Source organism: Veillonella sp. 3_1_44 (genome assembly GCF_000163715.1).
GTDB lineage: Bacteria > Bacillota > Negativicutes > Veillonellales > Veillonellaceae > Veillonella > Veillonella parvula_A.
Window position 1 is genome coordinate 93,158 of record NZ_GG770200.1, and the last position, 25,000, is coordinate 118,157.

At 38.9% G+C, this 25,000-nt stretch carries 24 protein-coding genes; 18 read left to right on the forward strand and 6 right to left on the reverse strand.

Annotation, left to right across the window (positions count from 1 at the left end; genetic code table 11):
- Positions 1–1,184 precede the first annotated feature (1,184 nt).
- From rpmH to rsmG, 8 genes are all read left to right on the forward strand, one after another.
- A complete protein-coding gene (rpmH, locus tag HMPREF0873_RS04145) occupies positions 1,185–1,319 on the forward strand; it encodes a 50S ribosomal protein L34 (protein ID WP_004692946.1) in 135 nt (44 codons plus the stop codon).
- A 79-nt stretch (positions 1,320–1,398) separates the two neighbouring features.
- Complete coding sequence (gene rnpA, locus HMPREF0873_RS04150; RefSeq protein ID WP_004692947.1) at positions 1,399–1,758, forward strand: ribonuclease P protein component; 360 nt, start codon at positions 1,399–1,401, stop codon at positions 1,756–1,758.
- Positions 1,759–1,806: 48 nt separating this feature from the next.
- Complete coding sequence (yidD, locus tag HMPREF0873_RS09870; protein ID WP_012865047.1) at positions 1,807–2,028, forward strand: membrane protein insertion efficiency factor YidD; 222 nt, start codon at positions 1,807–1,809, stop codon at positions 2,026–2,028.
- A 168-nt stretch (positions 2,029–2,196) separates the two neighbouring features.
- Positions 2,197–2,862 (forward strand): YidC/Oxa1 family membrane protein insertase, encoded by a 666-nt coding sequence (locus HMPREF0873_RS04155; RefSeq protein WP_004692948.1) that lies wholly within the window; start codon positions 2,197–2,199, stop codon positions 2,860–2,862.
- 9 nt (positions 2,863–2,871) lie between these two features.
- A complete protein-coding gene (gene jag / locus HMPREF0873_RS04160) occupies positions 2,872–3,669 on the forward strand; it encodes an RNA-binding cell elongation regulator Jag/EloR (RefSeq protein ID WP_008714545.1) in 798 nt (265 codons plus the stop codon).
- Between the two features lie 189 nt (positions 3,670–3,858).
- Positions 3,859–5,244 (forward strand): tRNA uridine-5-carboxymethylaminomethyl(34) synthesis GTPase MnmE, encoded by a 1,386-nt coding sequence (gene mnmE, locus HMPREF0873_RS04165; protein WP_008714547.1) that lies wholly within the window; start codon positions 3,859–3,861, stop codon positions 5,242–5,244.
- A gap of 50 nt (positions 5,245–5,294) precedes the next feature.
- Positions 5,295–7,166 (forward strand): tRNA uridine-5-carboxymethylaminomethyl(34) synthesis enzyme MnmG, encoded by a 1,872-nt coding sequence (gene mnmG, locus HMPREF0873_RS04170; RefSeq protein WP_008714548.1) that lies wholly within the window; start codon positions 5,295–5,297, stop codon positions 7,164–7,166.
- A 119-nt stretch (positions 7,167–7,285) separates the two neighbouring features.
- On the forward strand, positions 7,286–8,038 hold the full coding sequence (gene rsmG, locus HMPREF0873_RS04175) for a 16S rRNA (guanine(527)-N(7))-methyltransferase RsmG (protein ID WP_038125610.1): 753 nt from the start codon (positions 7,286–7,288) through the stop codon (positions 8,036–8,038).
- A 299-nt stretch (positions 8,039–8,337) separates the two neighbouring features.
- Here rsmG and HMPREF0873_RS04180 read toward each other — a convergent pair whose 3' ends face one another.
- Genes HMPREF0873_RS04180 through HMPREF0873_RS04190 form a run of 3 tightly spaced genes read right to left on the reverse strand, consistent with a single transcriptional unit; the run spans position 8,338 to position 12,467 of the window.
- Positions 8,338–9,195, reverse strand: coding sequence for a methylenetetrahydrofolate reductase (locus tag HMPREF0873_RS04180; protein WP_083788809.1), 858 nt, complete (start codon positions 9,193–9,195; stop codon positions 8,338–8,340).
- A gap of 21 nt (positions 9,196–9,216) precedes the next feature.
- Positions 9,217–11,652, reverse strand: a complete 2,436-nt coding sequence (locus tag HMPREF0873_RS04185; protein WP_008714555.1) for a homocysteine S-methyltransferase family protein — start codon at positions 11,650–11,652, stop codon at positions 9,217–9,219.
- Between the two features lie 47 nt (positions 11,653–11,699).
- Positions 11,700–12,467, reverse strand: a complete 768-nt coding sequence (locus HMPREF0873_RS04190) for a hypothetical protein (RefSeq protein WP_004698043.1) — start codon at positions 12,465–12,467, stop codon at positions 11,700–11,702.
- 928 nt (positions 12,468–13,395) lie between these two features.
- On the opposite strand from HMPREF0873_RS04190, the gene HMPREF0873_RS04195 reads away from it, so the two are divergent.
- The 10 genes from HMPREF0873_RS04195 to HMPREF0873_RS04240 all read left to right on the forward strand — a co-directional run bounded on the left by HMPREF0873_RS04195 (position 13,396) and on the right by HMPREF0873_RS04240 (position 22,412).
- Positions 13,396–14,166, forward strand: coding sequence for a ParA family protein (locus HMPREF0873_RS04195; protein WP_008714559.1), 771 nt, complete (start codon positions 13,396–13,398; stop codon positions 14,164–14,166).
- Between the two features lie 179 nt (positions 14,167–14,345).
- Complete coding sequence (locus HMPREF0873_RS04200) at positions 14,346–15,275, forward strand: ParB/RepB/Spo0J family partition protein (RefSeq protein ID WP_008714561.1); 930 nt, start codon at positions 14,346–14,348, stop codon at positions 15,273–15,275.
- 402 nt (positions 15,276–15,677) lie between these two features.
- The gene (gene hydF / locus HMPREF0873_RS04205; protein WP_008714562.1) at positions 15,678–16,964 is read left to right on the forward strand and encodes a [FeFe] hydrogenase H-cluster maturation GTPase HydF; all 1,287 of its coding nucleotides are present in this window, start codon (positions 15,678–15,680) and stop codon (positions 16,962–16,964) included.
- A gap of 216 nt (positions 16,965–17,180) precedes the next feature.
- Positions 17,181–17,702 (forward strand): DUF4446 family protein, encoded by a 522-nt coding sequence (locus tag HMPREF0873_RS04210; RefSeq protein WP_004694397.1) that lies wholly within the window; start codon positions 17,181–17,183, stop codon positions 17,700–17,702.
- Positions 17,703–17,711: 9 nt separating this feature from the next.
- The gene (locus HMPREF0873_RS04215; protein WP_008714564.1) at positions 17,712–18,668 is read left to right on the forward strand and encodes a M23 family metallopeptidase; all 957 of its coding nucleotides are present in this window, start codon (positions 17,712–17,714) and stop codon (positions 18,666–18,668) included.
- A 172-nt stretch (positions 18,669–18,840) separates the two neighbouring features.
- Positions 18,841–19,419, forward strand: coding sequence for a cob(I)yrinic acid a,c-diamide adenosyltransferase (locus HMPREF0873_RS04220; protein ID WP_004694402.1), 579 nt, complete (start codon positions 18,841–18,843; stop codon positions 19,417–19,419).
- Between the two features lie 29 nt (positions 19,420–19,448).
- On the forward strand, positions 19,449–20,588 hold the full coding sequence (locus tag HMPREF0873_RS04225; protein WP_038125719.1) for a hypothetical protein: 1,140 nt from the start codon (positions 19,449–19,451) through the stop codon (positions 20,586–20,588).
- A 77-nt stretch (positions 20,589–20,665) separates the two neighbouring features.
- Complete coding sequence (locus HMPREF0873_RS04230) at positions 20,666–21,043, forward strand: GerW family sporulation protein (RefSeq protein WP_004698027.1); 378 nt, start codon at positions 20,666–20,668, stop codon at positions 21,041–21,043.
- Positions 21,044–21,323: 280 nt separating this feature from the next.
- Positions 21,324–21,782 carry an OmpH family outer membrane protein gene (locus tag HMPREF0873_RS04235; RefSeq protein ID WP_004698051.1) on the forward strand — a complete coding sequence of 153 codons (459 nt, stop codon included), beginning with the start codon at positions 21,324–21,326 and terminating at the stop codon, positions 21,780–21,782.
- 108 nt (positions 21,783–21,890) lie between these two features.
- The gene (locus HMPREF0873_RS04240; protein ID WP_008714568.1) at positions 21,891–22,412 is read left to right on the forward strand and encodes a nitroreductase family protein; all 522 of its coding nucleotides are present in this window, start codon (positions 21,891–21,893) and stop codon (positions 22,410–22,412) included.
- Between the two features lie 163 nt (positions 22,413–22,575).
- Here HMPREF0873_RS04240 and HMPREF0873_RS04245 read toward each other — a convergent pair whose 3' ends face one another.
- The 3 genes from HMPREF0873_RS04245 to HMPREF0873_RS04255 form a co-directional block, all read right to left on the reverse strand.
- Positions 22,576–22,863, reverse strand: coding sequence for a cupin domain-containing protein (locus tag HMPREF0873_RS04245; protein WP_004694414.1), 288 nt, complete (start codon positions 22,861–22,863; stop codon positions 22,576–22,578).
- A gap of 345 nt (positions 22,864–23,208) precedes the next feature.
- On the reverse strand, positions 23,209–23,874 hold the full coding sequence (locus tag HMPREF0873_RS04250; protein WP_008714572.1) for a hypothetical protein: 666 nt from the start codon (positions 23,872–23,874) through the stop codon (positions 23,209–23,211).
- Position 23,875: 1 nt separating this feature from the next.
- Complete coding sequence (locus HMPREF0873_RS04255) at positions 23,876–24,832, reverse strand: DUF1858 domain-containing protein (protein ID WP_008714574.1); 957 nt, start codon at positions 24,830–24,832, stop codon at positions 23,876–23,878.
- Positions 24,833–25,000: the final 168 nt, after the last annotated feature.

The window sequence follows — 25,000 nt, forward strand, 5'->3', positions numbered from 1 at the left end:
AACTATTGCGATAAATGTGTATAACTTTAGGAATAATGTGTATAACCATTGTAAAAGCTGTGGAAAAAACTATTATTCCTGTGAATAACTTGTGTATAACCTGTGAATAAGTAAAAATAAAAGTCTATTTTATATAGATAATTACTGACTTTTTAGTTTTTATAAACTAAAAGAGAAAAAATGTGGATAACCTCGAAAGTTATCCATCAAAAACCTATAAAAATATATAATTTTTCCTAATTTCAAGTATGATTGTACCAAAAAATAAGTAATTTGTCATTCAATCTGTGGATAACTTTTATAAACTGTTTATAATGTATATTTTAATTTTCTCTTGGTATATCTATTACTTTTGGGATAGGAAGTGAAACTACTTTTATCGCTCCATCCTGACGCAAGTCGCTCAAAAAGTAGTTTCACTTCCCCTCCTCCAACCATATAATTTTATGATTTTTATACATATAACCGAAAAAGTAATAGATATACCTTTTATCAATCTACATTAGATCTGTTTATAAAACGTTATCAACACAACTTAAATGAAAATTGGGGAGAGGAGTCAGAAGTAATTAACAGCATCAATTTTCCCTTTCCCCTCAAGAGGTTAAAAGGTAAGATTTGTTAAATCTTAGATCCGTATTCTGAAAGACTTTTAGATTTGTTATAAAAACTGATACTACTTTTTATACTGGTGGTAGGTGTATGAGTAGTCATTAGAGTGTGTTAGGAGCAGGAATAGATGTGGATTTTTGACCGACTTACGACTAGTATGGAGGGAGAAAACCACATCTGTTCCTCCCCTTTCCATAAATAGAGATAAAAATGTAAATTTGCCAAAATATAAAAAGATTGAGATGGTGAGTTCTTGGGTTGATGATAAATTGATGTTACGTTTACATCGTGTAGTGGTGTTGAAAGGTAAATTAGGATTTACCTTGGGAGGGAATATAGGGTCCTTTTGAGCGACTTTACGATGAGTATGGAGCGATAAAGGAGCCCTATATTCCTCCTCCTGGAAACGTAACATCAATTACAGGATAAATGTGTAGTAGAATTATTTTCAAAAATACAAGAACTCACGGCAGAACCCCTTTATTATATTGACAAATTTACGTTTTACCTCTATAATTACCCTGTTATGGTATAAGTAAAACAATACAGAATGACGAGGAGGTGTTTTACTAATGAAACGTACTTACCAACCAAATACTCTTTGGAGAAAACGTACCCATGGTTTCCGTGAACGCATGAAAACTATTGGTGGCCGTCTCGTTTTGAAAAGAAGACGTGCAAAAGGCAGAAAACGCTTATCTGCATAATATAATAGCTGTTAAGCAGGAGAAAAAACTTGGCGCTGCTGCCAAGTTTTTCTATTCTTAGGACTTAAGGACAATGCATATGGATTATTGCCTTGATAAAGCAAGACGACTGACGCACAATAATGAATATCGCCTTGTGTATAAGCACGGAAAATACGAAGTAGGCCGCATGTGTGTACTGTATCGTATGCCCGTGGCAAAGCAACCTACGCGCATTGGTTTTGTAACAGGTAAAAAGGTTGGTTGTGCAGTGGAGCGCAATCGAGCTAGACGCCTTATGAAAGAGGTATATCGCCTCAATCAGCACGCCATTCGCGAAGGGTATCATATCGTAATTGTTGGACGTGGCCCTCTGAAAAACGCTACCTACGAAAAAGCGGAAAAGGAGATTTTGTATCTCTTGCGAAAAAGCAAATTATTGATACAAAATGATAAATAGGACCACAAGTTAGAGGCTTTGGTCCTTTTTGTGTATATGGAGGTTTCCATGAAACGCTGTATAACCATGCTTTTACGACTTTTAATTAGGTTTTATCAGCTCGCCATATCTCCCTTAAAACCTGGATGTTGCCGTTATTATCCGACATGTTCCACATATACTCTGCAGGCCATCGAAAAATATGGTCCTTTGAAAGGTAGCTGGATGGGTTTAAAACGCATTCTTCGCTGTCATCCTTTCCATAAGGGTGGCTACGATCCAGTTCCCTAACCCACGTGGGATTAGGCTGGATGTGTTCTGTGAAAGTTACTTTCACCATCACCATCGAGCACAGTTTTGGAAATACCTGAGCATCTGTATGGATGAAATTTAGACCATACCATAACGATATATAGATGCGCAAAGGACGATTTCGGACTGTATGAAAAAGGAGAAACAATGGACTTTTTAAGTGGTATTTTCCAACCTATCGTTGATTTAATGAGCACATTGGTAACTTATGCGTTCCAATTGACTCAAATGATAGGTTATCCAAGCTACGGTGTGGCTATTATCCTTTTAACAATCGTTATTAAAGCGATTTTGGCACCACTTACTGTTAAGCAAATCAAATCCATGAAGGCTATGCAAGAATTGCAGCCTCGCATGAAACAATTGCAAGATAAATACAAAAACGATCCTGCAAAACTGCAAGCGGAAATGGGTGCATTGTACAAAGAAATGGGCGTTAACCCATTGGCTGGTTGCTTGCCATTGTTGGTACAAATGCCATTCTTGATCGCGATTTACTGGGCTTTGAAAGATTACCCATACGATCCAAACTTTGTACAATTCTTGTGGTTGCCTAGCCTTGGCGATCCAGATCCAATGTACATCTTACCTATTTTGAGTGCATTATCCACATGGGTTATGTCTCGTCAAACTAGTAATGGTGCAACTGGTGCAGCTGCGCAACAACAAAAGATTATGACAATCTTTATGCCTTTATTCATTGGTTACATTTCTTTGAGCTTCCCATCTGGTCTCGTTATCTACTGGGTAGTTTCTAACGTATTCCAATTGATTCAACAGCATTTCATTTACAAAAATTTGAACGCTAAGTAGGAGGCAATTATGGAATTTATCGATGTATCTGCTAAAACCATTGAAGATGCCATTGCTAAAGGTGTAGCTCAATTAGCCGCTGAAGGTCAAGAATTGGTAGAAACTAAAGTCTTAGAACAACCTTCTAGTGGATTTTTAGGCATTGGTCGTAAACCAGCAGTTGTTCGCTTATTCTTCACTGCTTTGGCTCAATCTGCTACTGCAAAAGAAGTAGCTAATGCAGAAGAACAATCTGTAGCTATTGCTTCCGAACCAGTGGCAACAAGCGAAACAGAAGTACAAGATACAGCAATTGAAACTTCTGAAAGTACTGTAACGGAAAAACCTTCTAAAAAAGAACTTTCAAAAGAAGATCAACAAGAAATTGCTGAAAAAGGTAAACAATTCCTCGATGATATGTTTACGCAAATGGGCCTCACTGTGGTTATCGAAAAGATGATGACCAAAGACAAGATTACATTCCAAGTACACGGCGAAGATTTAGGTATTTTGATCGGCAAACATGGTCAAACATTGGATGCTATTCAATACTTAACAAATCTCGTGGCTCACAAGGATGTATCTGGCCACTGCCATATCGTGGTAGATGTGGAAAACTATCGTTCTCGCCGAGAAGAAACATTGGTAAATCTTGCGAAACGTTTGGCTTCTAAGGTGAAACGTAACCGTCAAAAGGTTTCCTTAGAACCGATGAATGCTTTTGAACGTAAAATCATTCATACTGCCCTTCAAGGGGATAAAAACGTTGTTACCAACAGTGAAGGGGATGAACCATTCCGTCACGTTGTGATTTCGTACAAAAAATAAAATATAGTGGTGCAGCTTTCAAGTAGCTAGGATTTTCCGTTACTTGAGGGCTGTTCCCTTTATTCTTTAGGTTATGGTGAAAGCTAACCTAAGTTAATCTTCGCATGCAAAGATTAGTTTAGTTTAACTTTCACAGGCGAAGAACATATACAAAAACAAATACTAGATAATCGAAATACGGAGATATGTATGTATATAGATGATACAATAGCGGCCATTGCGACACCGCCCGGCATCGGTGGGGTGGGTATTATTCGGGTCAGCGGCAAGGATAGTTTTCCTATTGTAAATAGCCTGTTCAAGAGCACTGGCACCGTTCCTTTGATGGACCGCCAAAATAGAACGATTCAATATGGGACTATTGTGGATCCAATGACGAACAAGACCATCGACGAGGTTCTTGTACTATTAATGAAAGGACCTCATTCCTACACGGCGGAAGATGTGGTGGAAATTCAGTGTCACGGTGGCATTGTGCCAGTTCGACAAATTCTGAAATTGCTCGTCAATCACAATGTACGCATGGCTGAGGCCGGCGAATTTACGAAGCGCGCCTTTATGAACGGACGTATCGACCTCACTCAAGCGGAGGCGATCATTGATATTATTGAAGCAAAAACAGAGGACTCTCTCTCCCTTGCTGTATCTCAGCTAGATGGGACTGTTTCATCCTTTGTGAAAGATGTGCGTGAACAGCTCATCGCCATGATTGCTCATTTAGAGGTAACCATCGACTATCCTGAGGAGGATATCGAGGATGTAACGAGCCAAGAGGTTCGCGATCAGTTGCAGCCTATTTTGAAAGCCATGGAGGATCTCTTGTCCACAGCGAATACAGGTCGTCTCATTCGCGATGGCATTACAACGGTTATTGTAGGCTGTCCAAATGCAGGTAAATCGAGCCTTATGAACGCTCTTTTACGCGAAAACCGCGCTATCGTAACGGATATTCCTGGTACGACGCGGGACAGCATTGAAGAATATATGACCGTAGAAGGCATTTCTCTACGCCTCATCGATACGGCAGGTATTCGGGATACACAAGATACGGTAGAAGCCCTTGGTGTGGAGCGTGCTCGTGATTATATCAACAAAGCAGACATCGTGCTCTGTGTTATTGATGGATCTACTCCGTTAAACCCTGAAGAAATCGAAATTTTGACCTCTGTGAGCGGTTTAAACACCATCGTACTCCTTAATAAGTCTGACGTGGCACAAGTCGTTACAGATGAAAATATTAAAGAACACGGGAATTTTACAGCTATTGAACGCATTAGTGCTAAAGAAGGCGAAGGCTCTGCAGTTCTTTCCAAATGGGTGCAAGAACTCGTCTACGGCGGTCGCGTAAAACAAGACAACAGAGCCATGATTAGTAACGTGCGCCACATTAGCCTTATGGAACAAGCAAAGGCACAAGTCGAACAAGCCCTCTCCTCCATCGACATGGGCATGCCTGTAGACTTTGTAGCTACCGACTTGCGTAGCGCTTGGGAATTACTAGGCGACATCACAGGCGACACAATCCGAGAAAGCATGATAGATGAATTGTTTAGTCGTTTTTGCCTTGGTAAATGATTTAAACTTTCACAATAAGATAAGTAACAAATATAAGGAATTTAATTGATATGTACACAGTAGATAATTATGATGTCATCGTCATCGGTGGTGGTCATGCTGGTTGTGAGGCGGCTCTCGCTACTGCCCGCATGGGTCATCGCACGTTGATGGCGACCATCAGTTTAGATAATATTGCGCTTATGCCGTGCAACCCTGCCGTGGGTGGTCCTGGTAAAAGCCATCTTGTTTACGAAGTTGACGCATTAGGCGGTCAAATGGGTATTAATGCGGATGCTACGGCTATCCAAATGCGTATGCTCAATATGGGTAAGGGACCTGCCGTTCATTCTTTGCGCTGTCAATCCGACAAGATTAAATATCAACATTTGATGAAACAAACATTGGAGAATACAGATAATCTCAATGTTAAGCAAATCATGGTGACTGAGCTTAAGGTTGAGGATGGCAAGGTAACAGGCATCGTTACAGAGCTTGGTGAATTTTATGGCGCTAAGGCGATAATTCTTTGTACGGGTACCTATTTGAAAGGTAAAATCCTCATCGGCGATATCGATTATGTGGGCGGTCCAAATGGCCAACGCGTAGCGGAACATTTCTCTCAATCCTTGCTCGATAATGGTATTGAATTGATGCGCTTTAAGACGGGTACACCAGCACGTGTAGATAAACGTACTTTAAACCTCGATAATATGGTAGTTCAAGAAGGCGATGCACATCATCACGCATTTTCTTTTATGGATGAATGGATTAACCGTAATGAAGATGTATGCTGGTTGACGTATACTAACAAGGAAACGCACGAAATCATTCATAGCAATATTCACCGCGCTCCTATGTATAGTGGCAAAATCGAAGGCGTAGGCCCTCGTTACTGCCCTTCCATCGAAGATAAAGTAGTGCGCTTTGCTGATAAAGAACGCCATCAATTATTCGTAGAACCAGAAGGTACGGGTACAAATGAAATGTATGTACAAGGTATGAGTACATCTCTTCCAATGGATGTACAATATGCGTTCTTGCGTACCATCCCAGGCCTTGAGAATGTTGAAATTATGCGCCCTGCCTATGCTATTGAATACGATTGCTTGAATCCAACACAATTAACACCAGCCCTTCAAGTGAAACATATTGAAGGTCTCTACTCTGCGGGTCAAGCCAATGGTACATCTGGCTATGAAGAAGCGGCTGCACAAGGTCTTATGGCTGGTATTAACGCAGCATTGTGGCTTGAAGGTAAAGAACCGTTCATCCTTGCTCGCTCTGAAGCGTACATCGGTGTTCTCATCGATGATCTTGTAACAAAAGGTACAAATGAACCGTACCGCATGATGACAAGCCGCAGTGAATATCGCTTATTGCTTCGTCAAGATAATGCAGACATGCGTCTTACGGAAAAAGGCCGTGAAATCAGTCTTGTAAAAGATGATCGTTGGGCTAAATTTACAGCTAAAAAAGCTGCTATCGAGGAAGCAATGGACATGTTACGAAATACACCTGTCAATCCATCCAAGGAAACACAAGCTTTGCTTGAAAGTCTAGGTACAGCATCTATTAAAACAGGTATTCATGCTTATGATTTAGTAAAACGTAATGAACTCTCTTACGCCATCGTAGCCGATGCATTTGGTTTGAAACGCTATACACCTGATGTAGAGGAAGCTGTCGACATTTCTATTACTTACGAAGGGTACATTAAGAAGCAAATGGAGCAAGTCGATAAGGTTCGTAAACTAGAAGAAAAAATTCTTCCAAAAGAATGGGATTATGCACAAATCAAGGGTATTTCCCTTGAAGCTCAACAAAAGCTCAACAAAATTCGTCCTCACTCCATCGGCCAAGCAAGCCGTATCTCTGGCGTCTCTCCTGCAGACGTATCTGTTCTATTGATCCAATTAGAGCAATACAACAGAAGTAAATAAAAATAGCATGTAATAATATGAATTCATGTAATAACATGCATTTTATATGAACTTTTTAAAAGATATTTCCTACAAATCTTATTGTCGTATACATATTAGACAATTCATTAGGAGTACTTATGAAAGAAAAATACGATGTGCCTATAGCACCTCTGTCTGAATTTGTTTCATATATGATGGAGCAAATGAGTCATTTTGGTTTGCCGTGCACGGAAGAGCAAGCAAAAGACTTTTACTTGTATTATGTGCATATGATTGAAACAAATAAATATCTTAATCTAACGGGTATCACAGACATGAAAGAGGTCGTGATTAAGCATATGATTGACTCCCTCTCCTGTTATAATTCTGAAATTATCAAATTTGGCATGTCCATTATTGATGTCGGTACGGGTGCAGGCTTCCCGGGTATTCCGTTGGCTATCTATGACCGTAGCCTCAAGGTTACCCTGTTTGATTCTTTAAAAAAGCGGCTTAACTTTTTGGAATCGGTTATAGATGAACTGAAACTGACGAACTGTACTACCTTACACGGACGTGCGGAGGATTTGAGTCATCAAGATTACCGTGAAAGCTTTGATATTGCTACGAGCCGTGCCGTGGCACGCTTGCCGATTCTTTTAGAATGGACTGTGCCATACGTAAAAGAAGGTGGCTACGTCGTTGCTCTAAAAGGCGCTATATACGAAGAAGAAGTTAAAGAATCTAATAAAGCCCTTAGCACACTAAAAGCTACTATCGAAGAAGTAAGAACCGTTGCATTACCAACCTTAGAGGATAAACGAGCAATCGTGTATATAAAGAAAATTGGAAAAACACCAAAACAATATCCACGAAAACCAAAAGAAATCAAAGACAAACCGTTAGTATAGCAGTTAATGATTTAGGCGTAGAAACTAATATAAATAAACTAAATGCTACATTGCTACATAAAGGAAAAGAGGATGCAAATCTTAGATCTGCATCCTCTTTTCCTTTATGTAGTAACGAATTAGTTCGTATTCCCTTTCCCACCCTATATCTATTAAATGATATCGTTTACGACAAAATTATATATTTTGTTCACTATATGAGGCGGAGATAAAGATACATATAACACCTTTCCCTAAGAACGACTTAGTTCACTATGGAGGTCGTGGGAAAGGTGTTATATGTTAATCTTAGAATGACTTTATACGTGGTCAATAATATATAATGTTGTATCGATATCATTTAAAGGCATAATATGTACGCCTGCTGCTATTTTCTTGATTTGTTCAAGTGTTTCGATTGCGATTTCTGTACCCGCTTCTTTACCACCTTTTTCCATGCGATCCAATATTTCTTGAGTAAGGTTGATTCCAGGCACTTTTTCGTGGAGGTATGTGGCCATTTTAAAGCTTTTAAGTGGAATCAAACCGAGCATGATAGGTACATCGAATTCAGACATTTTATCAATGTAGCGTTTTGCCTGTTCTAAATCATAAATTGGTTGTGTTTGTACAAAGTGAGCACCATTTTGAATTTTAGCAGCCAATTTTTGGCGTTCAATCTCTAAATCTGGAGCACCAGGATTACCAGTTGCACCGATGTAGAAGTTTGTAGGTGCGTCTAGATCATTACCTGCAAGGTCTTTGCCTGCATTTAATGTTTTAGCGATGTTGAGTAGTCCCATACAGTCGACTTCAAATACAGATTGTGCAAATGGATGGTCCCCGTTATCTGGTTTGTCACCAGTGAGGGTTAAAATATTATGCACACCCAATGCTGCTGCACCGAGTAATTCAGATTGCAAACCGATAATATTGCGGTCGCGGCATGTAAGGTGGAAAATGGTTTCAATCTCTTTGTTATGCTGTAACAAATAAGAAAGAGAAATTGGGCTCATGCGCATTTTGGACATAGGGCTATCAGCGATGTTGATAGCATCCACATTCCCTTTTAAACGGGCTGCTTGTTCGAAGGTCTTTTCCGCAGAACTGCTTTTAGGAGGATCTAATTCAACAGTAATGGTGAACTGCCCTTGTTGATGTTTTTCTTTTAATGTCATCATGTACCTCGTTACTATACATTATTTTTCTAGTGTTTCAAAGAAGTCATTGGCGTGGTTAACAGCAGCGATGCCGTCCTTAGCGTAGATATCTGCACCTGCTTGGTCTGCGTAGTCTTGAGATACTACAGCGCCACCAACCATGACCTTAGTTTTAAGGCCTGCTGCACGGATAGCAGCGATAGTATTGTCGATTTGTGGCATTGTAGTCGTCATCAAGGAACAGATGCCAACGAGGGCAGCCTTGTTATCTTTAATGGCTTGTACAATCACTTCTGGATCAACGTCCTTACCAAGGTCGACGATTTTGTAGCCATTGTTTTCGAGCAATGCTGCTACGATGTTTTTACCTAAATCGTGAATGTCGCCTTTAACTGTAGCCACGACAACGGTGCCTTTATCTAAACTTTCACTAGCAGGAATAATTTCTTTAATGGTGTTGAAAGCAGCCTGCATTGTTTCAGCAGCAAGCATTACTTGTGGTAAGAATAACTTACCAGAACCAAACTTATCCCCTACTACGTTCATCGCTTCCGATAAGCCTTTTTTCGTAAGATCTAATGGATCGATACCATCTGCTAAGGCTTTTTTTACAAGATCAATGATAGCTTCTTTTTCACCTTGTTCTACACATGCGCGGATATTGGCTAAAGGATCATTACTATCGAATGATTTTTTATCTGGCCCTTTAGGAGCAGAGTTACCAGGAGCAGTCGTTTCGTCTTCATAGCCGTATTCTTTAATAAATTCAGCAGAACCTGGGTCCCAGCCTAGTAAGGTAGTACTAGATACAAATGCTTTTTTTGCTGGATAATTGAGTGGATTCATAATCGGTGTTGTTAAGCCACATGCAAGGGCCATTGTTAAAAATTGGCCGTTTAAGTATGGACGTTGAGGCATACCGAAGGAGATATTGGACAAGCCCATTACTGTTGGGAAGCCAAATTTTTCTTTATATAATTGTAATGTACGTAATGTTTGGCGTGCACTATCTTCACCGCTGGCAAGTGTTAATACCAATGGATCGAGTAATAAGTCGTGTGGTTTAAGACCATAACCGTAAGCGCGATTTACGATGCTTTCAGCTAAAGCAACGCGGTCCTCTGCTTTTTCAGGTAAGTCACCACTACAGATTGGCAAACAAAGCAATGCTGCACCATACCGTTTAGCCAAAGGCATTACGTGCGTAATAGACTCCTCCTCCCCATTTACAGAGTTGATGAGGGCACGACCTGGATAGTTTTTAAGCGCTATTTCCATAGCTACTGGGTCTAATGTATCAATGGATAATGGTGTTTCTACGAGCATGGATAACTCAAAAATGGCACGTTCCATTAAGGGCGATTGATCCATGCCAGCTACACCCATGTTTACATCGAGGATATCTGCACCTGCCTCTACTTGGTCTAAGGCATCCCGTTTTACACGGATGAAAGAACCATCGCGCAATTCTTGAGCAAGGACTTTACGACCAGTTGGATTAATACGTTCGCCAATGATAAGTGGTTTTGTATGATGGCCCAACTCTAAAAGTTTAGTACGGCTTGTAATAATTGTTTTAGGTGCAATGTGGGCGCGTTCTTTTGGCGTATGAGCTTTCACAGCATCGGAAATAGATTGAATATGAGCTGGTGTTGTACCACAGCAGCCGCCAACATAGCTTGCACCAGCATCAACAATTGGAAGCATCAAAGGCCCCATCTCTTCAGCTGAAAGTGGGAATACAGTTTGTTTATTTATTAATTGAGGCATACCGGCATTTGGCTGACAGCTTATTGGTAAATTTGTAACGCTTGCAATCTCTTCGATAAGTGGTGTAATTTGTTCAGGTCCAAGGGAACAGTTGATACCAATGATATCAGCCCCTATAGCTTCTACGATAGTAGTTGCTACTGCTGGTGGTGTACCTGTAATAGTACGACCGTCTTCACTAAAAGAAAATTGACAGATGATTTGTACATCATCTTTTGTCTTCCCTGCTGCTTCACGAGCATCTAAAGAGGCTAATAAAGCGGCACGCATTTCCTGTACGTCGATGATAGTTTCAATGATAATAAAATCAACGCCACCTTCGATTAATGCTTCGGCTTGTTCACGATATGTATCATAAATGGAGTCAAAGCTCATATTGCCTAATGGTTGTAAAAAACGACCTGTAGGTCCCATAGAACCTGCTACACGAGCAGTTGGTTTAGTCTCTGCAATGGCTTCTTTTGCTACCTTCACAGCTGCAATATTGATTTCTCTTACGCGATCCTGTAAATCATAATCTTCTAATTTAAGACCACAAGCACCGAATGTATTGGTAGTGATTACATCACTGCCATGTTGTAAGTATTGAGCATGAATATCCTTTACTACTTCTGGTCTTTCAATATTAAATAGCTCTGGACAATAGCCCTCTTCTAAGCCTGCCGCTTGAAGCATTGTGCCCATAGCACCGTCAAATATATACATAAACATCTTCCTTTAACATCCTAAATTACAATGTTTCACGTGAAACACTATTGTATTGGTTGCCCCTTCATGGCAATACCAGAAATGTCGGCAGTGGTTTTACTACCTTCCTCTTCTCCCCCATCTTGGGTGTTGACTGTTGCCTTCTCTGGTAATTTTCGAGATGCACAGTTTTGTTGTGAACAAGATGTACAGCCTCGTTTAGTTTTAATATCTTCGTTTGCTGGCATTAAACCGATGATAGCCGTTACAGACTTACGTGGGAATAATAAATAGTTCTCTGTTACTTGTAAGCCAATCATCTCTGTTTTGATAATTTTAGCTAATTGTGGTTGAATTTCTAGTGGCCAGTTGCCATAACCAGGGCTAAAACGCCAAGTTGGCTTATAGCCTTGTTTTTTAGCAATTGTATTGATTACTTCGTTTACCTGATCAGCTACCTGTTCTACAGCAGTTGTGGCTGCTGCATCAAGTAATAAGCCTACCGTATAGTTACCTTGTTTAAATAACTGCTCACTACGAATTTCTACATCTTCTCCAACTGTTACACCTAATACGTATACTTTAGTAGATTTTTCTAGATGTTTTTCAATGATAGACCCTTCAATTTTAAGCGGTGGATTGCTTAAAATTGTTTTTGTTTCTGCATCGTAATCATATTCTTGATATACACCCCTAGGTGTAGCCAATAATTGGATTTCCTTACATGCTTCGTCAACATAGTTTTGTGGGAAATCCTCAGCGTGACGAAGTCCTGCGTATCGTTTTACTTCTGCTTTATCGATGGCAGGAAGCATTCCGTTATAGATGGGCATAGAAACGCCTCCTCTTCAAAATAAAAAGCTCTGCGTGTCCGTAGAGCGTGTGCTTACTGTTATTAATTGTATATATAAATCTTATAGAGTGATTTTTCTAGACTCTTAAGATTATCAATCTAATTACTATCTAACTAATAGTATATAGATATGAATAATACCTGTCAAAGTATATGGGGTCTGTATTCTCATATAATTTAGTAGTATATAGGTATAGTTTAAAGTTATATCAAAATGATTTTTTGATCGTAAAAGTTATTATCGATGAAGTTTTTATGTACTTAATGTTAATCTTAATGTTTCACGTGAAACAATTTGTTAAATATAATCTAATAGTTTGTGATGAGTATATAAGTATATTAATATTAGTATAGTAAATTACATTTCGTATATTATTGTTATATATAATGTTACCGATCAAAAGTTGATTACTTTATACCTTTCGCTAATGGTGTTGTTCTATAAATAAAAAAGATGATATAAAATAATTTTGTGTATATTTGTCTATTGGTATAGATTTATATTAATATGATAATTTTTTACTGTAAAATTTTTTATTAATTTTATAACTTAATTTTTGCGTTAGATTTTAATCCTTAAATGTTTCACGTGAAACATTTAATCGTAAAACTTATAAAACATTTGATGTAATTTTTCTTATTTTGTGTTGTACTATATAGTAAAGGAATAAATTGCTATGTTTCACGTGAAACAATAAAAAATAAGTGTTGTAATTATATTAATGAAGTTATTTACCTATAAGTTTATGTGCGTAATATAAATGTAAGTGGGAAAAATGTAGTAGATAAATAAAATAATATAGTAGATAAAAAATTAATGAGAATTTGATTTATAAATACCGTAATTAGCATTGTTTTATGTTATAATGGAAAAGAAATATTTTGAACGAAGATGTGAGGTGAATTAAGTGGGCAAAGTTATAGCTATTACTAATCAAAAAGGCGGTGTTGGTAAAACTACAACATCAGTAAATTTGAGTGCTTGTTTAGCTGATGCAGGTAAACAAGTATTACTGGTTGATTTGGATCCACAAGGTAATGCTAGTTCTGGGTTAGGTATTGAAAAGGATGATTTAGAGCTCTGTGTGCATGATGTTCTAATTGATGGAGAACCAATTGCTGATATTGTACAACCTACAATGCTTGAAAACCTATTTGTGGCGCCTGCAACAATTCAACTAGCTGGTGCTGAAGTAGAACTAGTTTCCGTTGTTTCACGTGAAACAATGTTGAAAAAAGCATTAGCGTCAGTAAGAGATACATATGATTTTATCGTTATTGATTGTCCACCATCTCTCGGGTTATTAACATTAAATGCCTTCACTGCTGCTGATAGTGTATTGATTCCGATTCAAAGTGAATTTTACGCATTGGAAGGGGTTAGTCAATTAGTTAAAACGATAACAATTGTACAACAAACATCAAATAAGGATCTTGAAATTGAAGGCGTGCTATTGACTATGTTTGATGGCCGCACAAATTTATCGATTCAAGTAGCCGATGAAGTAAAAAAATTCTTTGGCAATAAAGTATATAAAACAATTATTCCTCGTAATGTACGTTTAAGTGAGGCACCTAGTTATGGGGAGCCAATCATTGTATATGATCCAAAATCCAAAGGTGCTGATGTATATACGAAATTAGCTAAAGAGGTAATTAAAGCATCTAAAACTAAATAAGCACTAGAGATAAATAAGTATTAAAGCTCAATAAACACAAAAGCGAAGTAAGTACCTAAAGGTAATAAGTATCTGTTATATGTATGTATCTAATGCTAAGAATATTAGTTTTTGGTGGTTTTTGTGATTTACATATTTTAAATTTGTAAATATTTGTAAGTCCGAGAGAGGTTAGTTGTATGCCAAGAGAAATTAAAAGCAAAAAAAGCAAAGCGTCTGGATTGGGGAAGGGCCTTGAGAATTTAATGAAGGTTGACTCTGTAGAGTCTGTATTGCCTGATAAGGAGATACATGAACTACCGATTTCTGAGCTAGTTCCAAATGTAGATCAACCTCGTAAAAGTTTTGATGAAGATAGTCTAGCTACATTGGCTGAATCAATTAAGAATCTTGGTATTTTCCAACCTATTGTAGTTCGTAAACAAAAGAATAAATATCAAATTGTGGCTGGTGAGCGCCGTTATCGTGCTGCTATGATTGCTGGATTGAAAACAGTACCAGTTATTGTTAAAAAATATAATACCGAAGAAATGACAGAGGTTGCTCTTGTAGAGAACCTACAACGAGAAGGATTAGATCCCATTGAAGAAGCATTGGCTTATCAAGGATTGATGGATACTTATAAGCAAACGCAAGAAATGATTTCCGCTCGTCTTGGCCGTAGCCGTTCATATATTGCTAATATGGTTCGTCTTTTAAAATTATGTGATTCTGTACAAAAGGATCTTATCGAAGGTGATTTAACGGTTGGTCAAGCTCGTCCATTATTAGCATTAAGAAGCGCAGCTCAACAAATGGAAGCAGCTGAACGTATTAAAGAGGGTGAGCTAAGTGCTAGACAAGCAGAGACCCTTGTTAAGTCTATGCAAAATAAATCGTCTAAAGCAAAGACTGGTAAACCTCAAAATACGGCAGAGGTTCGTGCTCTAATGGACCGTTTAAAACTAAGCTTAGGGTCTCCTGTGAATATTAAATTCCGTGCAGGCAAAAAGGTACAAGGAAAAATTGAAATTGCTTTCTCCTCTGAAGCTGAATTAGAAAGACTTATTGCATATATGGATGGGCAAGATCAAACAGAAGATGCGGAAACAATAGAGTTTAGAGTATAATTGGCTAGCAAAAGCAAAAGCAAAAGCAAAAGCAAAAGCAAAAGCAAAAGCAAAAGCAAAAGCAAAAGCAAAAGCAAAAGCAAAAGCAAAAGCAAAAGCAAAAGCAAAAGCAAAAGTAAAAGCAAAAGCAAAAGCAAAAGCAAAAGCAATAGTAATAGCAATAGCCGTAACACCAACAATAATAGTAACGATAATAATAACAACAATAATAACAGCTATAGCAATTGCAATAGTCGTAATAGTAATAATAACAATCTGCGGTAAAAGTGTAGTCTACGGGCTGCGCTTTTACTGTATTCTAAAGAGATTATAATAAATAATATGATAAGTTATTAGATAATTTATCAGAAGCTTTATAATATATTTGTAATATATGTGAAGGTTAAGTAACAAGGATAGGTTATGGAACAAACACCTAAGGCAAACCGCATACATATTGGCTTTTTTGGCCGTTGTAATGCCGGTAAGTCTACATTGATCAATATGTTAACTGGTCAGCCAGTATCGTTAGTGTCCGATGTGGCAGGGACTACAACAGATCCAGTAAGCAAAGCTATGGAGATCTTGCCACTTGGCCCTGTGGTGATTACTGATACTGCTGGTATAGATGATACAACTGAATTAGGTACATTGCGCATGGAGAAAACAGAAGAGGTTGTGAAAAAAATTAACTTGGCTGTTTATGTGCTTCGTACCGATGAAGAGCCAACCTCCGATGATATGCACTGGTTAGGCCTGTTGAAACAAAATAATGTGCCTGTCGCGCTTTTTATTAATGAGATTAATGCGACTACAAATAATTTAGATGGGTCTAAAGATAGTGTAGATGCTTCTAAAGATAGTGTGGGTAATGATATACTAGGAGATCAGTATATAACAGCCCATACAGGTTTATCCGATTTGGTTACTGTCATTGGTTCTGCTGATTTCACCTCTGATGCTAAGCGATTAGAGTTGCTTGACCTATTAGGTGGATTGACACCTCTTGATGTAGAAGGGGAGCAAACTCTTTTACAAGGTTTAGTTGAAGAGGGGGATACAATTATTCTTGTATGTCCTATCGATAGTGCTGCACCAAAGGGGCGACTTATTTTGCCACAGGTGCAGACTATCCGAGAAATTCTCGATCACAAAGGCTTAGCATTAGTCTGTCAAACAGAAGAATTACCGGCTATGATTCACTCTCTTAAGAATCCACCTAAAATGGTAATCTGTGACTCCCAAGCGTTTGATCGGGTTGATGAGTTGACGCCTGATTCGATTCCGTTGACGTCTTTTTCTATTTTGATGGCACGGTTTAAGGGAAAATTACAGGATTTAGTAACTGGTGTTAAGGCTATTAAGAATCTGAAAGCTGGTTCCAAGGTGCTTATCAGTGAAGGTTGTACACATCGTCGTCAATGCGATGATATTGGGACTGTAAAAATACCCAATCTTTTAAAGAAGCAAGGCTATGCAGATTTACAGTTAGAATTCACTAGTGGGGGAGCATTCCCTAAGGATGTATCACAGTATGATTTGATCATCCACTGCGGTGCTTGTATGTTAACACGCCGCGAGGTGTTACGCCGTATAGAATGCGCTGTTGTACAAGGTACGCCCATCGTAAATTACGGTGTACTCATAGCAGCTCTACATGGTATACTAGAACGAGCAATAAGCCCATTTGTTGACGAACTAGAGGGCTAATAAATAGGATTGTAATATGTATGTAACACATACATTTAGATATACATTACATACTTGTTATATATATTGTTATATATATTGTTATATAGCTATCGTTTATCTATATTAGATATATTAAATATATTAAATTAAATTGCATGCAGTCATTTAACTTTCACAATAGGAATGGTATAATTAACTGTTGGAGTTTTGATGATTGTATAGGAAGGAAAATACATGTTCGAATCGATTCAACCGTGGATAGGCATGGTTACCATCGTTCTTGTTATAGTGTTATTCGTATATTGTGTAATCTTACACATCCGTTTAGGTAGCTTGAAAAAGAAATACGATTTCTTTATGCAAGGGGAGCATGGTGCGAGCCTAGAACGTAAATTATCTGTAGAGGTTAGTGAAATTCGCGATGCTGCGAAGGGCCTTGAGTCCTTGTTATCCGAGCAAGTGGCAATCCGCAATATTCAGAGTAATACGATACAAAAAATTGGCTTTATTAAGTATAATGCCTTTGAAAATATCGGAAATGATCTGTCCTTTGCGCTTACCTTGCTAGATGGCAACAATAATGGCATTTGTATCTCCAGTATTTACGGTCGTAGCGAATCTCGTATTTTTAGTAAACCTATTGTGAAAGGTAAAAGTTTAGTAAGTCTTTCACAAGAAGAATTAGAAAGTTTGAACGAAGCGTTGGGTGAGCGTACCAATGAGGAAGCGTTGACGAGCGCTATCGTCTCGAAATAAGGAAGTTTTATGTTGAAAATACCGGCATTCATTTCAAACAAAGTTGAAAGAAATGGTGACAACTGCATATTGACATTAACTACCAAGCAAGCGAAACTCGTTGCTATTATTGGTTCTGTAGTATTGGTCTTGGCATTGGTACTCGGTATTTGGGGCATTGTGCGCCAAGCTGAGGTTGTGCAATTACGTCAACAAACGCAATTGCAATCGGAACAGTTGAAATTGTTACAACAAAAAACAGAGGTTCTGGATAAGAAAATTCAAAACTTAAATCAAATTAGTGAAGAGAATAAGCAAATGTTGAAGGGCGCTGAATCTGGCACACCAGCTCAAGGTGGCGGGGATGGTAGTGACCCAAAGCAGGAAGCCGCTGATAATAGCGAAGCACAGACGTTAACAGCGGCACAATTATCAGCTCGACTATCCAAAATGGATAAGGAAGCACAAAAATTGCTTGTTAGTTTCTATACAATGCGCAATATCCTTCGCGATGGTGGCGCACAAGATTTGATGGCATTACAATCCATCAACTTCTCCGCTGGTTCCGGTGGTGCTGTGAATAGTACGACACCTAGTATTTGGCCAAGTAAGGGTGTTATTACATCTCCATTTGGTAGCCGTGTTGACCCTGTTACGGGTGCTATTGGCGCATTCCATGAAGGGATCGACATTGCCGACGACTATGGTTCTCAAATCGTGGCTACTGCGGCCGGGGTGGTAACCTTTGCGGGGTATACAAGCGGCGGTTATGGTAACCTCGTTGAAATCGATCATGGCAATGGCTTTGTTACCCGTTATGGCCATAATAGTGCCGTATTGGTAACGGTAGGGATGAGCGTGAAACAAGGTCAAACCATAGCTTTGATGGGTAGTACTGGTAAAAGTACGGGTGCCCACGTTCACTACGAGGTACGCCTCAACAATACGCCTGTAGATCCTATGATTTTCTTACCAATTAGTAATTAGATACGCAAAATCAATTGTGATACACGTAAATCAAATACTATATACTCAAAATTAAATACAATACATATGAAAAGAACTTGTTATGCTTGCACATGCGCTTATAGCAAGTTCTTTTTCTTTCTTTTTATATATATATATTGTAAAATAAAAGTATATGAACGGAGGTATATCTATGAAGGCCTATGTACAAGTTTATACCGGTGAAGGCAAGGGCAAAACGACTGCCGCAATTGGCCTAGCCATTCGTGCCATCGGCGCTGGCAAGAAAGTCCTCTTCTTACAATTTATGAAATCTAAAGTATATAGTGAACATACTATTTTACCTACCTTAACAAATTTAACCTTAGAAACTGTGGGCAAGCCATTCTTTATCATCAAAGAAGGGATGAAGAGTAAGGATGAACTTGCTAAATGGGGCGATGAAGTCGTTGTCTTTGAGTCTGGTAATCCTCCGAAGGATTATGTAGCTCTCATTGAAAAAGGCTATGAACGTGCACTCGCTGCGATTAGCAGTGGTGAGTACGACCTCGTTGTACTTGATGAGTACAATATGGCTCTCTTCTTTGAACTCATTACATGGGATAAAACTAAAGCTTTACTCGATGCTCGTCATCCAGAAACGGAACTCGTATTTACGGGCCGTGGGGCTCCTCAAGAATTAATTGATGAGGCCGATCTCGTAACGGAGATGAAAGAGATTAAACATTACTACCTACAAGGCGTAATGGCTCGAAAAGGCATTGAAAACTAATCATAGGAACACCTAAGGAGGTGATGTGGTTGAGTACAGTGGCTATTGTGGCCCTTGTTATTGTGGCCATCATTGTAGCACTCATCTTGACTATCCTACTGGCACCAATCACATATAGCATCGAAATTGATGGGCGGACGCCATATCGTGGTGAACTGCGCATCAAATGGCTGTGGCGCGTATTTTCACTCCACTTAGCGTACATTCAAAATAAACCATTTTTTAAGGAATTATACGTTTTAGGTGTACTTAAGATCGGTCCTGTGAAAGACTATGAACAATGGCTTGAAAATCGTGTAGATGAAGAATATCAAAAGGTAATGGATGATGACGGCGACATATCACAAGCAGAAGCTTTTGCAAAGGCTATGCAAGGAGGCGGACAAGGTCCAACTGCAAGCTCCAGCGGCACAAGCTTTGATGACTTGAAGAGCGCCCAAGGCTCCAATACAATCTTTGATGACGATGAATCACCAGGGGCGGGTAGCTCACCTAGTCCAAAGGAACGTATTGAACGACCTGATGCGGTTTCTAAGGATATGGATGCACAAGCTCGTGCTGAGCGGTATGATTCGATACAACAAGATCCAACGGCTCATATTCAAGATGATGATGAAGTAATAAGTCATGTTACTTTCAATAGTGACGGATCTATCAAGGAAAAGGTATTTACAAAGGTAAATGATATTAAAACGACTGTGAAACAACGTTTTGGAAAGCCTGATCCCAATGATCCGGTAGCATCATTCAAGTCTGAAATTCCTACATTCTGGTTCATGAAACACTTGAGAAATACAGAGTTGTGGCGTCAGATATTCCTTGTGTCGAAACGATGCTATAACCACTCTAAACCACGTGATATGGCTATAGAGGGCCGATTTGGCATTGGCGATCCGTATCGGATGGGGCTTATTGCATCTATGTTGTATAGCATTTGGCCTGAGCAAGCAGAGTCTATTGAGATAGATTATGTGAACCGGGTAGCTGAAGGTAGCGGTCATATCAAAGGTCGTATGATTCTTGCCGTATTGGCGTGGTATGGTACTAGATTTTTGGTATCTAAACCTATGCGTTCCCTATTGGGTGAAAGTGCTCGTGTCTTCTGGGTTAAACGGAAGGAAGCAAAGCAACTAGAAAAGCTAAAAGCCGCACAAGGCCAAACAGCGTAAGGATATATTATGTCAATTGAGTATATGAGCTGTATTATTATAGCTATGATACTTTCACAAAAAGCGGAGGTACTGTGATGGAGAACAGTAATGTAAAAGAGAATTTGGAAGTCCTATTCGAGAAGTTTAAAAATATGATCAAAGTGGAAACTGTAGTTGGTGAAGCTGTGCAAATCGGCGATACCACGCTCGTTCCATTTGTTGATGTAACCTTTGGTTTCGGTACTGGTACAAACCACTGCACAGCCAATAAAAGCCAAGAATCTGGCGGCGGTGGCGGTGGTGCCAAAATGGAACCAAGTGCAATCCTTGTTATTAAAGGTGACCGAATCGAATTGTTCAACATTAAAGGCAACCCTTACAGCAGCAGCTTTGATCGCCTTATCGGGTTGGTGCCTGATCTCGTATCTAAATTGAAATCCGATAAATACATCTATTTAAATGATGAACAATAATTCGGTGAATAATAAACCATTATTTGATGACAAATTATAAATAATTGGTGAAAGCCGAAATGCCCACATGTGTGTTCTGAATATGTCTGTATCAATTGCTTTAAGGGTCTCAGAGTATGCTTGTGGGTATTATTTTAAGTTCTAATAACTTTCATAAGTAGTTCATAGGGTTTTATTATGCTATTTATCATAGTCTTGTGAAATTTAGCAAGATTTGCTATAGTAAAAATAGTACACTATTGGATTGTATAGTGACACTTTTAATCGAGGAGGATTTCAGATGAAATTATCTAAAAAATTGACTACCTTAGCTATCGTTGGTGCTATGTCTGCTACTGCTGCAGTAGCAAGTGCTGCTAACATTGGCTTAGTAAATATGAGCCAAGTAGTAAATAGCTACCCTGGCTACGGTGCATTAGATATGAAAATGCAACAAGTAGACGCTCAATACCGTCCACAAATTGAAAAAAAAGTACAAGAAATTGAAAAAATTAAAGACTCTGCACAAGCAGAAGCAGAATTCAACAAAACTGTAGCTCCATTGCTTCAAAAAGAAAACGAAGAAATCAATAAAATTGCTCAACCTATGATGCAAGCAATTCATAACACTGTTGAAGCTATCCGTGTTGAAAAACAAATGGACGTAGTATTGGATGATCCATACACAATTCGTGCTGCTGACGCAAACAGCAAAATCGAAAACATTACTAACGAAGTAATTAGCCGTCTTAAAAAATAATAAGTACAAAACCCCCTAACTGAGTAATCAGATAGGGGGTAGTTTATTGTATGGGATACTTACTGTTTAAAATATATTTTGATAAATCCGATAAAGGAGTGAGATCTAATGAAAGATTTTAAAGCATTAGCCACAGAGCGGTATTCGGTTCGAAAATTCGATACTCGACCAGTGGAGCAAGAGAAGGTTGATATTTTGTTAGAAGTAGCTAGATTAGCACCTACGGCTCATAACTACCAGCCGCAAAGACTGCTTGTATTAAATACTGAAGAGAGCTTAAACAAACTAAAAGGCTGCACAAATGGTCACTTTAATGCACCGTTGGCAATCATTGTTTGTTACGATAATACGGTGAGCTGGAAACGGGAATACGATGATGAAGATTTAGGCGTTGTAGATGCCAGCATTGTAGGCTCTCACATTATGTTTACCGCAGCCGATATCGGTTTAGGTACAACGTGGATTGCTCACTTTGATCCTGCTAAAGTACGCAAGGCATATAACTTGCCTGATAATATCATTCCTGTAGCCATCTTTCCAATAGGATATCCGCATCCAGACTGTGTTCCTGCACCAGGTCATACGAAACGCTTTGATGTGGGGGAATTTACAATTTATAATTCCTTTTAAAAGAATACTCTTTAGATTATGTATTATCTTGTGGGTATTTAATAACTATGGATATAATTGAATCACTAAATAGCTATATAATACCTAATAACTATATTATTTCTTTTTAATACATACACCATATAAAAAGGACAGTTGCTTGTATCAACTGTCCTTTGGTATTTTATTCAGGTTTGTGAATGAGGTTTACAACGAACTCGCTGTCTTCTACGAGTGTTGCTTGGATGTAGTTATCGCCGTTGAATTCCAATACTTGGCCTGGTACGAGTACATGTTCTTCTGTTTCGTTAAGGAACACTTGAACTTTACCTTTTACAACTGTAAAAATGACATTAGCTTCAGGGTGGTTGTGTTTTTCCACCTTTTCACCAGCTTTGCCGCCTTTTTTTACGATTACATAGTTAGGGCCTTGGAATAATAAACCTAATTCTTGATTAACTGTGCCTGCCATAATAGACCTCCTAATTCTAGCTTTTTATGTTCTGAAAGCTTACGCTAACATTTAATTTTACATTGTGTAATTACCTTATAATTATATTATAAATGATATTGCTTATCAATGCTGTGTCTATAGCTACAGTTTTGAAAAAATATGTTACATTCAACATTGTATGCTTTTTTTACCTATATTGAGTAAAATAGGGTGGAGTAAATGTTGGTAGATTGGATATATATAGATTAATTAAATATACAACGATACATTTACTATATAAAAAACGAACGTAACATGTTACGTTCGTTTTTTCGTCCATTTTCATCCGTTTATATTTTCTTAATCAAACGAACTGTTATGGATTTATTTTTTCTTAATTGTATATAAACGTGTGCCGTTTTCTTCTGTTGTTACAAGTTCAAAGGCTGGATCGATAGCTTTCACAAAAGCTTCGAACCATGTTTGGTAGGCTAATGCCATGAATTTAGGGTCAACGCCTGCTGTACGCCAGTAGCCTGCTTGTAATCTGTGGTCGCCAACCCAGGTAAATTCTTCTGGGCTTTCAGAAACCACTTGGTCACCGCCATCGCAAGGCATGCCATTTACGTAGAAGTTTTGTAACGCATTGTAAATCGCAGGTGCGGTGTGTTCTTCAAGGCTGTCTTGAGCCACAACGCCACATGCTTGGCCTTGTACTGCAAAGGCATCGAGGATAGCGGTTACTACGTGTACTGCTTCATCGCCAGAATTTGTGTCGAGCATGTCTTTGATGAAAGCCGCTTCGCGAACGGAAGCAATGTTGATTTGGTTAGCTAACCAGCCGTGAATATTGCCGTGGTCAATGATGTTTTCCAAAGGAATGCTTGGATTAATTGGTTCGCCGTATGTATCTACGGAGATGGAGTGTAGTTCCTCCGCCAAATCATCAACAACTTTAGAAGTTTTTTCTAAAATCAAATTTTCACGCTCAACGAGCAATTGAATTTTGCGATATAACCAGTAATGGATGTGACCTAAGAATGCGGACATATTAAGCTCCTTTTCGTGCTGTTTCTAATTTCTCTACTAAATCGTATACATTAAAACCGTGGATTTCTGCGGCTTGCCATAATGGCTCAGCTGTTGCAGAAGGGCAACCTAGGCAACCCATACCAATACCTTGTAATACAGGTACAACATTTGGATAGGTTTCAACGATGTCGCGAATAATTGTGTCTGGAGTGATAGGGGCACCTGCTTCGAGACGTGGTGCTTCCACTTCAGGATCATTACCTTGACCAGGCAAGAACACAGCTGGTTCTTCGGACTTGCTTTCGGCTGGAGCCCCTTCAAGGTCGCCCAATACAGCTGCTTTGAAAGCCTCTAAACCAATGCGGTCGATGAATTCGCCCATGCGTTCGATTTGTGCGTTTTCTTTATAGTATGCGATGATTCGATCAACTAATGCAAGAGCTTCTTTTTCTGTTTTAACTTCTGCGATGAGGTCGCCGATGCGAGGATGCGCGCCGCCGCTACCGCCAGCGTATACATTCCAACCTTCTACAGTACCGATAACGCCCACATCTTTCATGCGGCTTTCAGTACAAGAATTTGGACAACCGGACACGCCAATTTTCATTTTGCTTGGCATTTCAAGGGACAAGTACTTGCGTTCGATTTGCATGCCAAGATGTACGCTGTCTTGTTTAGCGCGTTTACAGAAGGTAGTACCTGGGCAGATTTTTACGCTGCGTACGCGGTTAGATACAGTGTACGCTGGCTCCATGCCAAGCATTTCCCATGCTTTATCTACGTCTTCTGCTTTCAAATTCGTAATCATAATGCGTTGGCTGCCAGTTAATTTAAGAACGGCGCCGAACTCATTCGCTACGTCGATATATTTTTGTAATTGATCAGGTTGAATGAAACCTCCTGGAATGCGAGGTGTAATTGCATAACGGCGTTGGCCGTTTTTAATGCGTTGTAAATTTGCTGCAATTTGTGCCATGATAAATCCTTTCTCGAGCCCTCTCTGCGGAGAATAGTGGCTAAAACTACTTAGTTAATCTATAAAACTCTTTATATATTAATTATTTACGCCCTAGGGTTTTGTGAAAGCTTCGCACATATATACGGACAAGTGGGATGAGATCAACTAGGCGATGCCTCATCAAAA

Bases quoted from the DNA above. Each gene is read 5' to 3' on its own strand.
- HMPREF0873_RS04180 (WP_083788809.1), bottom strand. From the start codon at position 9,195: ATGACATTAAAAGAAAAACATCAACAAGGGCAGTTCACCATTACTGTT.
- mnmE (WP_008714547.1), top strand. From the start codon at position 3,859: ATGTATATAGATGATACAATAGCGGCCATTGCGACACCGCCCGGCATC.
- HMPREF0873_RS04185 (WP_008714555.1), bottom strand. From the start codon at position 11,652: ATGTATATATTTGACGGTGCTATGGGCACAATGCTTCAAGCGGCAGGC.
- HMPREF0873_RS04255 (WP_008714574.1), bottom strand. From the start codon at position 24,832: ATGGCACAAATTGCAGCAAATTTACAACGCATTAAAAACGGCCAACGC.
- rpmH (WP_004692946.1), top strand. From the start codon at position 1,185: ATGAAACGTACTTACCAACCAAATACTCTTTGGAGAAAACGTACCCAT.
- mnmG (WP_008714548.1), top strand. From the start codon at position 5,295: ATGTACACAGTAGATAATTATGATGTCATCGTCATCGGTGGTGGTCAT.
- HMPREF0873_RS04200 (WP_008714561.1), top strand. From the start codon at position 14,346: ATGCCAAGAGAAATTAAAAGCAAAAAAAGCAAAGCGTCTGGATTGGGG.
- HMPREF0873_RS04210 (WP_004694397.1), top strand. From the start codon at position 17,181: ATGTTCGAATCGATTCAACCGTGGATAGGCATGGTTACCATCGTTCTT.
- HMPREF0873_RS04220 (WP_004694402.1), top strand. From the start codon at position 18,841: ATGAAGGCCTATGTACAAGTTTATACCGGTGAAGGCAAGGGCAAAACG.
- HMPREF0873_RS04215 (WP_008714564.1), top strand. From the start codon at position 17,712: ATGTTGAAAATACCGGCATTCATTTCAAACAAAGTTGAAAGAAATGGT.
- HMPREF0873_RS04155 (WP_004692948.1), top strand. From the start codon at position 2,197: ATGGACTTTTTAAGTGGTATTTTCCAACCTATCGTTGATTTAATGAGC.
- HMPREF0873_RS04230 (WP_004698027.1), top strand. From the start codon at position 20,666: ATGGAGAACAGTAATGTAAAAGAGAATTTGGAAGTCCTATTCGAGAAG.
- HMPREF0873_RS04245 (WP_004694414.1), bottom strand. From the start codon at position 22,863: ATGGCAGGCACAGTTAATCAAGAATTAGGTTTATTATTCCAAGGCCCT.
- HMPREF0873_RS04240 (WP_008714568.1), top strand. From the start codon at position 21,891: ATGAAAGATTTTAAAGCATTAGCCACAGAGCGGTATTCGGTTCGAAAA.
- rnpA (WP_004692947.1), top strand. From the start codon at position 1,399: ATGGATTATTGCCTTGATAAAGCAAGACGACTGACGCACAATAATGAA.
- HMPREF0873_RS04250 (WP_008714572.1), bottom strand. From the start codon at position 23,874: ATGTCCGCATTCTTAGGTCACATCCATTACTGGTTATATCGCAAAATT.
- yidD (WP_012865047.1), top strand. From the start codon at position 1,807: ATGAAACGCTGTATAACCATGCTTTTACGACTTTTAATTAGGTTTTAT.
- hydF (WP_008714562.1), top strand. From the start codon at position 15,678: ATGGAACAAACACCTAAGGCAAACCGCATACATATTGGCTTTTTTGGC.
- jag (WP_008714545.1), top strand. From the start codon at position 2,872: ATGGAATTTATCGATGTATCTGCTAAAACCATTGAAGATGCCATTGCT.
- HMPREF0873_RS04190 (WP_004698043.1), bottom strand. From the start codon at position 12,467: ATGCCCATCTATAACGGAATGCTTCCTGCCATCGATAAAGCAGAAGTA.
- rsmG (WP_038125610.1), top strand. From the start codon at position 7,286: ATGAAAGAAAAATACGATGTGCCTATAGCACCTCTGTCTGAATTTGTT.
- HMPREF0873_RS04235 (WP_004698051.1), top strand. From the start codon at position 21,324: ATGAAATTATCTAAAAAATTGACTACCTTAGCTATCGTTGGTGCTATG.